Source organism: Bacillus sp. SA1-12, from assembly GCF_000981385.1.
Lineage (GTDB): Bacteria > Bacillota > Bacilli > Bacillales > Bacillaceae > Metabacillus.
Genome location: NZ_LATZ01000012.1, coordinates 1 through 13,188 on the forward strand (window position 1 = coordinate 1; position 13,188 = coordinate 13,188).

Consider the following 13,188-nt stretch of genomic DNA (forward strand, 5'->3'; position numbering starts at 1 on the left):
GAGTTTGTGAATCGCAGACTGCACTCATTGCTAGGAGTAATTCCTGTAGGCCTCTTTTTAGTTCAGCATCTTGTTGTCAATCACTTTGCAACAAGAGGTGCAGAGGCATTTAACGAGGCAGCTCATTTTATGGAGATGCTTCCTTTTAGGTATCTTTTGGAAACTTTTATCATTTTCCTTCCGCTTTTATACCATGCTATTTACGGAGTTTACATTGCTTTCACAGCTAAGAACAACGTAAGCAACTATGGTTATCTGCGCAACTGGCTATTCATGCTTCAGCGTGTAACAGGCATTATTACATTTATTTTTGTTGCATGGCATGTTTGGGAAACGAGAATAGCTGCTGCATTCGGAGCGGAAGTAAATTATGATATGATGGCTTCCATTTTAAGCAGTCCATTTATGCTAGCATTCTACTTAATTGGAGTTATTTCAACCATATTCCACTTTGCTAACGGATTATGGTCATTTGCTGTTAGCTGGGGAATTACTGTTACTCCTCGCTCACAAGTTATTTCCACTTACGTTACGCTGGCGATCTTTTTAGCGCTATCAATCGTGGGAGTTCGAGCAATATTCGCATTCGTGTAATTTTTAGCAACAGCTATTAAAAGGAGTGGGCTTAATGAGCAAAAATAAAATAATCGTTGTCGGAGGCGGATTAGCCGGTTTAATGGCTACTATTAAGGCCGCTGAACACGGCGTTCAAGTAGATTTATTTTCATTAGTACCAGTGAAACGATCTCACTCTGTGTGTGCACAGGGCGGAATTAACGGTGCAGTAAATACGAAGGGTGAGGGAGATTCACCTTGGGAGCATTTTGATGATACGGTATACGGGGGAGATTTCTTGGCGAATCAGCCGCCAGTAAAAGCTATGACCGAAGCTGCTCCCGCTATTATTCACCTATTAGACCGAATGGGTGTTATGTTCAACCGTACTCCTGAGGGATTACTAGATTTTAGACGTTTTGGCGGAACGCAGCACCACCGTACAGCATTTGCCGGTGCTACAACCGGTCAACAGCTGCTTTATGCATTGGATGAACAGGTTCGGCGTTATGAGGTTGCCGGTCTTGTAACCAAGTATGAAGGCTGGGAGTTTTTAGGTGCGATCATTGATGATGAAGGTGTTTGCCGCGGAGTTACCGCTCAAAACCTTACTTCAATGAAAATTGAATCATTCCGTTCTGATGCCGTAATTATGGCAACAGGAGGCCCTGGGATCATCTTTGGTAAATCAACTAATTCAGTCATTAACACAGGCTCTGCTGCTTCAATTGTTTACCAGCAAGGTGTTTACTATGCTAACGGCGAATTTATTCAAATCCATCCAACTGCTATCCCGGGAGATGATAAGCTTCGTCTTATGAGTGAGTCTGCGCGTGGAGAAGGTGGACGTGTTTGGACGTATAAAGATGGTAAACCATGGTATTTCCTTGAAGAAAAATATCCTGCATATGGAAACCTTGTTCCTCGTGATATCGCTACACGTGAAATCTTTGATGTTTGTGTAGAACAGAAGCTTGGAATCAATGGCGAAAATATGGTGTACTTAGACTTATCCCATAAAGATCCTAAAGAACTTGATATTAAATTGGGCGGAATTATTGAAATTTATGAGAAATTCATGGGTGATGATCCACGTAAAGTTCCGATGAAGATTTTCCCTGCTGTTCACTATTCAATGGGCGGACTATGGGTTGATTATGATCAAATGACAAACGTTCCTGGCTTGTTTGCAGCTGGTGAATGTGATTACTCTATGCATGGAGCGAATCGTTTAGGAGCGAACTCTTTATTATCTGCCATTTATGGCGGTATGGTTGCCGGTCCAAATGCTGTCAAGTATATTAATGGCCTTGAAAAGAGTGCTGAGGATCTATCATCTACGGTATTTGAAGGTTTTGTAAAACAGGAAGAAGAAAAATGGAATACTATCATGAGCTTAGATGGCAGCGAAAATGCCTACGTTCTTCATAAAGAGTTAGGAGAATGGATGACTGATAACGTTACGGTTGTTAGACATAATGATAAGCTTCTAAAAACGGATGAGAAAATTCAAGAACTGATCGAACGTTTCGATCACATTAATATTAACGATACGGCTAAATGGAGCAATCAAGGGGCAACATTTACCCGCCAATTGAAAAATATGCTTCAATTATCACGCGTTGTAACCCTTGGTGCTTACAATCGTAATGAAAGTCGCGGAGCCCATTACAAACCGGAATTCCCGGATCGTAATGACGAAGAATGGTTAAAAACCACAATGGCCAGCTACAAAGGAGACCGTACAGCACCTGAGTTTAAATACGAAGATGTAGATGTATCACTCATAGAGCCGCGTAAACGTGACTATTCTAAAAGTAAAAAGGGGGATAAATAATGAGTGAGAATAAGGTTGTTCAATTTATTATTACTCGTCAAGAATCACCTGATGCTGCCCCTTATCAAGAAAAATTTGAAATTCCATATCGCCCGAATATGAACGTTATTTCGGCGCTAATGGAAATTCGCCGTAATCCTGTTAATGCTGAAGGGAAGAAGACAACACCTATTAACTGGGATATGAACTGCTTGGAAGAGGTATGTGGTGCATGCTCAATGGTCATCAACGGGAAGCCCCGTCAATCATGTACGGCTCTTGTTGATCAGCTTGAGCAGCCAATCCGTCTTGAGCCAATGCGTACATTCCCTGTTGTACGTGATTTGCAGGTGGATCGTAAGCGTATGTTTGATTCACTTAAAAAGGTTAAAGCATGGATCCCAATTGATGGTACGTACGATTTAGGTCCTGGACCGCGTATGCCTGAGAAAAAACGACAATGGGCTTATGAACTTTCAAAATGTATGACTTGCGGTGTGTGTTTAGAGGCATGTCCAAATGTAAACAGCAAATCTAATTTCATTGGACCAGCTCCATTATCACAAGTACGTTTATTTAATGCCCACCCGACAGGTGAAATGAATAGATCAGAGCGTCTTGAAGCTATTATGGGTGATGGCGGTTTAGCAAACTGCGGAAACTCACAAAACTGTGTACAGTCTTGTCCAAAGGGTATTCCTTTAACGACATCAATCGCAGCATTAAACCGTGATACTGCAATCCAATCATTCCGTAATTTCTTTGGCAGTGACCAAGGCTAACAGTTTTAGGAAGGGCTGACTTTTGAAGTCAGCCTTTTTCTTCGTTTTGAATAGTAAATTCCAAAAAATGTGGGTAAGTGCTCATGTCTCCGCTCTGATGCACAGGACGTGCCAGTACAATCATGGCGATTGACGTCGAGTTTTTAATTGCCAGCTCATAGAGATCATTCAGAATTGAAAGTAAAGAACGTCTTCTGTTCTAAATGGTCTTATTGCTCGAGGGTGACCATGGCGTTGTTTTTTGTTGCTGTCATTATTAAAAGTGGAAAGGGCTGAACATTTTGAAAAACATTTCATATATTGATAGTTTTGATGCTTCTTATCTAAACAGCTTTTCTTTTTATCACAAAATAAAAATTAGATTTTCAGAAACAGATATGTTTGGACATATGAACAATACTGCTCCTTTTACATATTTTGAAATAGGAAGGATTGAATTCTTTAAAAGAATAGGCTTAATGGAGCAGTGGATAGATGTAAATGGGGAGAAAATACCTGTCGTGGCGGATTTGCAATGCGATTTCTTAAATCAAGCCTTTTTTGATGATGAAATCAAATTATACGTAAAAGTAAACAATATTGGCACATCATCGATTGACTTGCACTATTTAGGGATCAATCAAACTGGCAAGAGCCTTTTTGTCGGCCGAGGAACGATTGTCCAAATCTCGAAGCAGACTGGAAAAGCTATTCCATGGACTGATGAGGATAAAAAACGAATAGGTCAGGCTAAATTGGCGAATCTGTAAAAAATAGACGGTTTTTAACATCTTTTCCTTCATCTTTCTGTCACAGTGACTTGCGGAAACACATAGTATATGTTGACTAAATATATACCCATCCGTTTGATCAGCTCTCACCTTAGCAAGGAGGGTTACAATACTTGAAAGAGAAAGAGTTTCAATCAAAGCCATTACTCACGAAAAGAGAGAGAGAAGTATTCGAATTGTTAGTTCAAGATAAGACAACAAAGGAGATTGCTAGCGAGCTCTTCATAAGCGAAAAAACGGTTCGAAACCATATCTCGAATGCGATGCAAAAGCTTGGTGTTAAGGGACGTTCTCAAGCGGTTGTTGAGCTCCTTCGAATGGGTGAACTAGAGCTCTAACCAATACCGGCTAACCTTTTCAGTAAGGAAGCCGGTTATTATTTATAAAGCAAATAGTGGTTTTAAAAAAAGGGAAGATTGACTGCCGCCGTCTAAGCAACTAACGAACACTACATAATGTAACTGTTCGTAAAGGTCCGATAAGTCGCACTTTATCCCATGTATTAGATGGTGGAGGCGAATGTATATCCTTAGAAGCTTAAGACAAATCAGGAATAGAAAATGTTTTACCTTCATTTCTTGATTGGCTAGACTTATGGAAATTGGAGCAGCAACCAGATTGGTTTTTAAGTCCCTGAGCAAGGCCCTTGGGCTTTTCTTCTGGATCATCATGATCATACCTCATGCAGCTTGCATTTTTTGTAGAAAACATGGAAAATATGAAATGAGGATGACTCAGATCGTATAAAAAACCTTGTGTAAGAGTCATCCTCACTATTTCATTAGTGAGGGTTTTGAATGTAATGACAAAACATGCAAGTGTGAATGAACAAACCGTAGCCGATCTAGAAAAAGCGCTGCGTCATATATCAGGCATCATTAAGCAAAAGGGCAGGGAAATATTAAGTGATTATGCCATTACACCCCCTCAATTTGTTGCTTTGCAATGGCTTTGGGAAAATGGGGACTTAACAATTGGTGAACTTTCTAATAAAATGTATCTTGCTTGCAGTACAACTACAGATCTAGTTGATCGTATGGAAAAAAATCAATTGGTTATTAGAGTAAAAGACCCAAAAGATCGTAGAGTTGTACGAATTCATTTATTAGAAGAAGGTGAACGAATCATTGAAGAGGTAATTCATAAACGTCAGAATTACTTAAAAGATATACTTGTTCATTTCAAAGACGATGAAGTGATCTTACTAGAAAAATCGTTAATTAAATTACAACAAGAAATGAGAGAAGAATGAGGCGATTATTTGAAAAGTCCTATTGGTGTTATTGACTCTGGAGTTGGCGGATTAACAGTCGCGAAAGAAATTATGAGACAATTACCTAAAGAAGAAATCATTTATTTAGGTGATACAGCACGTTGTCCATATGGCCCCAGACCAGCTGAAGAGGTACGTCGTTTCACATGGGAAATGACAAATTACTTATTAGAGAATCATCATATAAAAATGCTTATCATTGCGTGCAACACTGCAACTGCAATTGCCTTACAGGAAATTCAGGAAAATGTCAATATACCTGTTATAGGCGTTATTTTCCCAGGAGCTAGAACAGCTGTAAAAGTAACGAAAAACAATCATATCGGTGTTATTGGTACTTTGAATACCATTAAAAGTGCTGCCTATGAAACAGCGCTTAAAACGTTAAATAGTAGATTAACAGTTGAAAGCTTAGCATGTCCGAAATTTGTCCCGCTTGTTGAAAGCGGAGAGTATGAAGGAGAAGAAGCGGATATCATCATTGAAGAAACGCTAGCTCCGCTTAAAGGTTCTAAAATAGATTCGTTAATTCTCGGTTGTACACATTACCCAATTCTCCAGCCGCAAATTGAAAGATTTATGGGACGAGCAGTAAAAATAATATGCTCTGGAGATGAAACAGCTAGAGAAGTTAGTACAATCTTGTCCTTTAAAAAGGCATTAAACCAGTCTTCAGGTAAAAAACAGCATTTATTTTTAACAACCGGTCCCAGAGAGTTATTTGAAAAAATTGCAACAAAATGGTTTGAACACGAAATAGAGTGTGTCAATTCAATCACGTTGGATGGGCAACCGAAATTTTACTAATACGAAACAGTGAGGCTGTCTCTAATTGAGTAGCCTCTTTCCTTTTTATGTATATTTTATATCCCCTAAGGAAAGCAATAGCAAATCTTTTTGCTATGTAAACTTAAAATACCCCTTTCCATTGGTTAAGGGTTTTGACATACAGATAGCTCCAAACCATAGGATGTGAGCTTTGTCTAAAGTTTGTACAAAAAATCGGTCTAAAACAGATAATAGCTCGTATACATAGTAGTACAAACTGCCTTTGGAGGGATTAGAATGTCTATGTCTAAATACAACAAACAGATAGCAATTACGGTTATTGCATCATCTATGCTACTTTCTGGTTGTGGTTTATTCAATGCTGATCAAGCAGCAAAAGAAATTGATCCACCCCAGGATGTAACGTTAACAGATGACGTTGAACAGTTAAATTCAGATGGTAAAGCAGAAAATGTTTCAGATGAAGCAGCAGAGGAAAGTGTAACAAGTCAATTATACTTAATCGATAAAAACGGATTTGTTGTTCCCTATTCAATGAATCTACCAAAAACGAAAAGTGTCGCGAAACAAGCATTAGAATATTTAGTAGAAGGCGGACCTATATCAAATATGCTTCCAAATGGTTTCCGCGCCGTACTTCCACAAGATACTCAAGTTTTAGGAGTTGATATTAAAGACGGAGTTGCCATTGCAGATTTTTCTAAGGAATTCAATGAATATAAAAAAGAGGATGAAGCAAAAATTTTACAAGCCATTACTTGGACATTAACTCAATTTGATAAAGTGGAAAAGGTGAAGATTTGGGTAAACGGCCATGAGCAGAAGGAAATGCCGGTTAATGGAACACCAATTCAGGATGGTGTAAGCAGAGAAAGCGGCATTAATCTTGATTCGACAGATGTCGTTGATATTACAAATACCCATCCGTTAACTGTTTACTACACGGCTGAAGCTGATGGACAGCAATACTATGTCCCGGTCACAAAGCGGGTAAACAATACTGAAACAGATCCAATTGCTGCCGCAGTTAATGAGCTAATTGAAGGACCATCACCATCAACAGGATTAATTAGCGGTTTCCAAAATGATGTTGAATTATTAAGCGCACCTAAATATGAAGATGGAAAGGTAACTTTAGATTTTAATGAGTCCATTTTTGGAAGCTTTGATGAAGAACAAAAAATTATTTCTTCTGAGGTTCTCCAATCATTGGTATTAACGTTAACTGAGCAGGAAGGTATTGAAAGTGTTGCTGTAACAGTAAATGGAAAAGCAGAATTACTCAAAGAAAACGGAGAAAAGCTAACCGAACCTGTTACAAGACCAGCTAAAGTGAACACAGGTAGTTTTTAATAGCACGTTTTTGATATACTATAAAAAGGGTAAAAAGAGGTATGCTTATAAGAAAGCAGCCTCTTCTTTCTTGTGCATACATAGTGATACATTTTTTAGAATTTAATGGACTTTCATTGGAGGGAAATACAGAATGAGACATGATGGCCGCACTAAGGATCAATTGAGGAAAGTAGATATAGTAAAAGATTTTGTTATTCATCCAGAGGGATCCGTCTTAATCTCCTTCGGTAATACTAAGGTCATTTGCAATGCTAGTATTGAGGACAGAGTACCGCCGTTTATGCGCGGTGAAGGAAAGGGCTGGATTACAGCAGAGTATTCAATGCTGCCAAGAGCAACTGAACAGCGTACAATTCGAGAGTCTTCAAAAGGGAAAATCAGTGGTCGAACAATGGAAATACAACGTTTAATAGGGCGAGCATTGCGAGCTGTTGTTGATCTCAAAGAACTGGGTGAACGAACAATTTGGATTGATTGTGATGTCATTCAAGCAGATGGCGGAACAAGGACTGCCTCGATCACTGGTGCTTTTGTTGCGATGACGATTGCGCTTGGAAAATTAGTGGCAGATGGAAAAATAAAAGCACTGCCAATTACAGATTACCTGGCTGCTGTTTCAGTAGGGGTTGACAATGAGCATGGAGAAATCTTAGATTTAGATTATGTTGAAGATTCCCGTGCAGAAGTCGATATGAATGTCATCATGACATCAAAAGGTCAATTTGTTGAATTACAAGGTACAGGAGAAGAAGCAACATTTTCAAGACAGCAATTAAATAGATTGCTTGATCTGGCAGAACAAGGGATATTAGCTCTGATTGAACATCAGAAAGAAGCGCTTGGCGATCTCTCACTTATCGTAACGGAAAATATTAAAAAGCAGGTTGGTACAAAGTGAAGGAGATCATTATTGCAACAAAAAATCAAGGGAAAGTAAAGGAATTTGAAGCATTATTATCCCCATTGGGGTTCCATATTCAATCTCTATTAGATTACCCTGATTCTATTGATGTTGAAGAGACTGGAACTACTTTTGAGGAAAATGCCATATTAAAAGCAGAAGCGATTTCAAAGTCCTATCAGCGCATGACGATTGCTGATGATTCTGGCTTAGCCATTGATTATTTAGGAGGCAGACCGGGGATTTTTTCCGCACGATATGCTGGACCAGCAAAAGATGATCAAGACAATATCAACAAAGTACTTGAGGAATTATCAGGTGTTAAAAGCCTGGAGGACCGTTCTGCTAGATTTATTTGTGCGCTGGCATTATCAATACCTGGACAGCAAACGAAAACGGTAGTCGGGACTTGTGAAGGGTATATCTCAATGGAACGGCAAGGAGAAAATGGTTTTGGTTATGACCCAATCTTTATTGTGGAAGGGTTAAATAAAACAATGGCAAGCATATCGAAAGAGGAAAAAAATCGGATTAGTCATCGGGCAGAGGCTATAAAAAAGATCGTTGAAGTGATTAAACAATTTTAAAATGGGGCGCGTATGTATGAATGTTTTAATAATAAGTGATAGCCATGGCTTAACAACAGAAATCGAGGACATAAAAAATCGCCATAAAACAGAAGTGGACTTATTGCTGCATTGTGGAGATTCTGAACTCCCAGCAGACAGTAAAGAATTAAGCTCTTTTAAGGGTGTTAAAGGAAATTGTGATTTCGGGTCAGAATTGCCAAATGAAATTATAGAAGAAATCGATGGTTACACCTTGTATATGACGCATGGCCACCTCTATAATGTGAAAGCTACGTTAATGAATTTAAAATACCGTGCGTTAGAGAAAAAGGCGAAAATTGCTTGTTTTGGACATTCACACATCGCGGGTGCTGAGCTTATCGATGGCATTTTATTTATAAATCCAGGTAGCATCAGGCTTCCTGCGATGCGTAGACAAAAGACATATGCTATACTTAATATTGCAAATGATACAGCAAAAGTTACATTTTATGAAGTGAACGGTCAGGAAGTTGACGAACTTTCACAGCAAGTAACCTTAAATTAAATACTTGAGAGGGAGAGACCTCCCTCTTTATAAAAAAATAAATAAAAATATTGACTTTTAAATTAAATGTCAATATAATAAAAAATGTCGCTGGTGATATTTACGAGTAAAACCTGTATATTTATTTTATATCCCAGTAGCTCAGCTGGATAGAGCACGAACGAATATGCTTCCTTGAATTCACATCAGCGTACCGATTGAGCTGCATCTTGAATTATCTTTCTGAAATCGGGACGACTACAATTTAGTTATTAAAACTTCATAGTTAACTTATTATAAGTCCCAGTAGCTCAGCTGGATAGAGCAACGGCCTTCTAAGCCGTCGGTCGGGAGTTCGAATCTCTCCTGGGACGCCACTAAATGATACATACTATAACCTTTCATCTTGCATGAGAGGTTTTTTTGTATTTGTAAATGCAAATAAATTCATAATATTAATATCATTTTTTGAACTCTTCTGATTTTGCTTCTTTACGGACTGACTGGATACGTGAGACTCCTGCGGGAACAAAGGGACAAGGGAGACAAGCAGGCGCAAAGTTTGCCCCTGAAATCGCTAAAGAGATCGCGTGTAGTGGGCATTAACAGGCGAATGTAGCCTAAATAAAAAATAATGGGAGATAACCTAACAACTTTGTGTTTTTTCTTGTGTGTTCCTTGTAATATCATCTTTAACAAAAGATCAAATTGATTCCTATCAAGATCTCCTCCTTAACATAATTCCTGCCATTCATTCATTTAACCGATTTATGCATCTGCGGATTTTAAAAATTCTCCAAAAATTTTTTTGAAAAATCCATTCCAATCATATCAATAATGAAAGCGGATACAACTAATCCAATAAATCTAAATTATCAAATAATTCATAAAACACTGTTGACACTTGCTTTTCTAGAGCGTAATATAAGTTCAAATAAAGTTACACGAACATTTAAAAAAGTGTAGAAAATTCTTTAAATAAAATAAGAATTTCCTCTTTTCGTTCAAATGTTCTGATGCTAACTAATACATTTCTCTTTTAGTGGATTTACTCTTGCTAGAAGGGATTTAATTCAATACTAAAACAAATGGTGAGAACTGGGTGACTTTTCACCCTTGGATATTATAAGCACTTGAAGGATTATAACCTTCATGTCGGCTAATAAACTGCATATAGGAAAACGGTGAAGAGGATAAGTAGTCTTTGGTAGAGAATCTACAGAGAACCGGGGTAGCTGGAAGCCGGTGATGCTCCCAAATGATGAACTCGCCTCTGAGTGTTAATCTGAAACTATAGTAGGATTAACCGAGTCCCATTCTTCGGTACTCGTTATCAAAGTGAACAGTAATCTGTTCGTAAGGTGGTCATTTTTGGCCATGAAGAAGGGTGGTACCGCGAAAAGTTTATTAACCTTTTTGCCCCTTTGGCACACAAATTGTTGTGGAGTCTTATGAGGGGTGGGAAGGTTTTTTATATGCTGTTTTTAGTCAAGCAAGAACATAAAAAAACTAAAACATAGGGCTAAAAGTAGCCTGCTAAGGGAGGAAAGAAAATGAGTACAAATGTACAGTTGAACAGCTCAACTGCCAAATGTACAAACACAATGTCGGGATCTTTAATGCTAATTGAAGCATTAAAGCAGGAAAAAGTAGAAGTAATTTTCGGATATCCTGGCGGAGCAGTCTTACCAATTTATGATAGTCTCTATAATTCTGGCATGTTCCATGTATTAACCCGACATGAACAAGGCGGTATACATGCAGCTGAAGGTTACGCTCGTGTCTCTGGAAAACCGGGTGTGGTCATTGCAACATCAGGACCAGGTGCAACCAACTTAGTTACGGGTTTAACAGATGCGATGATTGACTCATTACCATTAGTAGTCTTTACAGGGCAGGTTGCTTCTAGTGTCATCGGATCAGACGCTTTCCAAGAAGCAGATATATTAGGAATTACAACTCCTATAACAAAGCATAACTATCAAGTTCGTGAGGTAAGCGAGCTTCCGAGAATTATTAAAGAAGCGTTCCATATTGCAACAACAGGTAGACCAGGTCCAGTTTTAATTGACATTCCTAAAGATATCGCAACAATTGAAGGGAATTTCAGCTATGACATGCCTGTCAACTTGCCAGGGTATCAACCAACTTGTGAACCCAATTATTTGCAGATTCGAAAATTAGTTGAAGCAGTAAGCCGTGCAAAAAAACCAGTGATCTTGGCTGGAGCAGGTGTTTTACATGCAAATGCTTCAAAAGAATTGACAGAATATGCTGAACAACAGCAAATCCCTGTTACTAACACGCTGCTAGGATTGGGCGGCTTCCCCGCTGATCATCCTCTTTTCCTAGGGATGGCTGGAATGCATGGCACATATACCGCGAACATGGCGCTTTATGATTGTGATTTACTAATAAGTGTTGGTGCAAGATTTGATGACCGGGTAACAGGCAACTTAGAGCATTTTGCTAAAAAAGCTACAGTAGCACATATTGATATTGACCCAGCAGAGATTGGAAAAAATGTTCCAACACAAATTCCAATCGTCGGTGATGCAAAGCTGGTATTAGAACAGCTAATTAAACAAGATGGCAAACAAGGTGATCAAAAGGAATGGAATGAACAGCTTGCTAAAAATAAGCAGGAATATCCTCTTGTTTATAATGAGGAAGACACTGAGTTAAAGCCGCAGAAGGTTCTGGAACTAATCCATGAATGGACTAATGGAGAAGCGATTGTAACAACGGATGTAGGTCAGCATCAAATGTGGGCAGCACAATATTATAATTTTAAAAATCCAAATAAATGGGTAACATCCGGCGGACTTGGTACAATGGGCTTCGGCTTGCCAGCTGCAATCGGTGCCCAATTAGCTGATAGAGATTCTACAGTTATTGCTGTTTTAGGTGATGGCGGCTTCCAAATGACGCTTCAAGAATTATCGGTTATCCATGAATTGAACTTACCAATTAAAGTAGTCATTTTAAACAATGTTGCTTTAGGAATGGTAAGACAATGGCAGCAGCTATTCTATGAAGAACGTTATTCAGAATCAAAATTTGTATCACAGCCTGATTTTGTTAAATTATCAGAAGCCTATGGTATTAAAGGAGTTCGCATTGAAAGAACTGAGGGCTGGGAAGAAAAATTGAAGGTAGCCATTACTTCTGACGGTCCGATCTTATTAGATATACGTGTATGCAAAGATGAAAACGTCTATCCAATGGTAGCTTCAGGAAAAGGGTTGCATGAAATGGTAGGTGTAAAGCTTTGAAAAGGATAATTTCATTAACAGTACTAAACCAAACTGGTGTTTTAAATAGAATTACAGGATTATTTTCTAAAAGACATTTTAATATCGAAAGCATTACAGTAGGTCATGCAGAAACTGAAGGGGTTTCGCGAATGACACTTGTTGTAAATGTGCAAGAAGAAAAAGAAGTAGAGCAAATCACAAAGCAATTAAATAAACAAATTGATGTAATTAAGGTTGTTGATATTACCACACAATCAATTGTAGCTAGAGAGCTTGCATTAATAAAAGTGATGTCAACTCCTGCTACAAGAATGGAGATTCAAGGACTCATTCAGCCTTTCCGTGCCACAGTGATCGATGTCAGCCGTGAAAGTGTTGTTGTGCAAGTAACCGGTGAGCCATCGAAAATCGAAGTTTTAATTGATTTATTAAAGCCATATGGCATAAAAGAAATTGCTAGAACAGGAACTACTGCATTCACTCGCGGCACACAAAGAGCTGCCAAGGAAGTTCCAATATCTATCGTCTAATAAAGGTAAAAATCTTACCTGATGCACAGGTTTTAAGATTTATATATAAGCAAAAGATCTACTA

At 38.5% G+C, this 13,188-nt stretch carries 13 protein-coding genes, 1 tRNA gene and 1 other annotated feature; all 14 genes read left to right on the forward strand.

Annotated features, from left to right (window positions below; translation table 11 throughout):
* The first annotated feature begins 6 nt into the window (after window positions 1-6).
* Window positions 7-594, forward strand: a complete 588-nt coding sequence (locus WQ54_RS09720) for a succinate dehydrogenase cytochrome b558 subunit (protein ID WP_046515870.1) — start codon at window positions 7-9, stop codon at window positions 592-594.
* Window positions 595-628: 34 nt separating this feature from the next.
* Window positions 629-2,392, forward strand: coding sequence for a succinate dehydrogenase flavoprotein subunit (gene sdhA, locus WQ54_RS09725; protein WP_046515624.1), 1,764 nt, complete (start codon window positions 629-631; stop codon window positions 2,390-2,392).
* A complete protein-coding gene (sdhB, locus tag WQ54_RS09730; protein ID WP_046515627.1) occupies window positions 2,392-3,153 on the forward strand; it encodes a succinate dehydrogenase iron-sulfur subunit in 762 nt (253 codons plus the stop codon). Before sdhA ends, sdhB begins: the two co-directional genes overlap by 1 nt.
* 281 nt (window positions 3,154-3,434) lie before the next feature.
* Window positions 3,435-3,902: a thioesterase family protein gene (locus tag WQ54_RS09735; RefSeq protein WP_046515630.1), complete on the forward strand. Its 468-nt coding sequence runs from the start codon at window positions 3,435-3,437 to the stop codon at window positions 3,900-3,902.
* A gap of 134 nt (window positions 3,903-4,036) precedes the next feature.
* Entirely contained in the window at window positions 4,037-4,261 is a 225-nt protein-coding gene (gene gerE, locus WQ54_RS09740) for a spore germination transcription factor GerE (protein WP_003184172.1), read from the forward strand.
* 464 nt (window positions 4,262-4,725) lie between these two features.
* A complete protein-coding gene (locus tag WQ54_RS09750; RefSeq protein ID WP_046515666.1) occupies window positions 4,726-5,175 on the forward strand; it encodes a MarR family winged helix-turn-helix transcriptional regulator in 450 nt (149 codons plus the stop codon).
* Between the two features lie 9 nt (window positions 5,176-5,184).
* Window positions 5,185-6,003, forward strand: coding sequence for a glutamate racemase (gene racE, locus WQ54_RS09755; RefSeq protein WP_046515669.1), 819 nt, complete (start codon window positions 5,185-5,187; stop codon window positions 6,001-6,003).
* 264 nt (window positions 6,004-6,267) lie between these two features.
* Window positions 6,268-7,338, forward strand: a complete 1,071-nt coding sequence (locus WQ54_RS09760; RefSeq protein ID WP_046515873.1) for a GerMN domain-containing protein — start codon at window positions 6,268-6,270, stop codon at window positions 7,336-7,338.
* Window positions 7,339-7,471: 133 nt separating this feature from the next.
* Entirely contained in the window at window positions 7,472-8,239 is a 768-nt protein-coding gene (gene rph, locus WQ54_RS09765; RefSeq protein ID WP_046515671.1) for a ribonuclease PH, read from the forward strand.
* Window positions 8,236-8,829, forward strand: a complete 594-nt coding sequence (locus WQ54_RS09770; protein WP_046515674.1) for an XTP/dITP diphosphatase — start codon at window positions 8,236-8,238, stop codon at window positions 8,827-8,829. Before rph ends, WQ54_RS09770 begins: the two co-directional genes overlap by 4 nt.
* A gap of 16 nt (window positions 8,830-8,845) precedes the next feature.
* The gene (locus WQ54_RS09775) at window positions 8,846-9,358 is read left to right on the forward strand and encodes a metallophosphoesterase (RefSeq protein ID WP_046515677.1); all 513 of its coding nucleotides are present in this window, start codon (window positions 8,846-8,848) and stop codon (window positions 9,356-9,358) included.
* Window positions 9,359-9,637: 279 nt separating this feature from the next.
* A tRNA-Arg gene (locus tag WQ54_RS09780) sits at window positions 9,638-9,714 on the forward strand.
* A 798-nt stretch (window positions 9,715-10,512) separates the two neighbouring features.
* Window positions 10,513-10,764 (forward strand) — a binding site (T-box leader).
* Between the two features lie 126 nt (window positions 10,765-10,890).
* Window positions 10,891-12,612 carry an acetolactate synthase large subunit gene (gene ilvB, locus WQ54_RS09785; protein ID WP_046515680.1) on the forward strand — a complete coding sequence of 574 codons (1,722 nt, stop codon included), beginning with the start codon at window positions 10,891-10,893 and terminating at the stop codon, window positions 12,610-12,612.
* Window positions 12,609-13,124 carry an acetolactate synthase small subunit gene (ilvN, locus tag WQ54_RS09790; protein WP_046515683.1) on the forward strand — a complete coding sequence of 172 codons (516 nt, stop codon included), beginning with the start codon at window positions 12,609-12,611 and terminating at the stop codon, window positions 13,122-13,124. The genes ilvB and ilvN overlap by 4 nt, the downstream gene beginning before the upstream one ends.
* The last annotated feature ends 64 nt before the right edge of the window (window positions 13,125-13,188 follow it).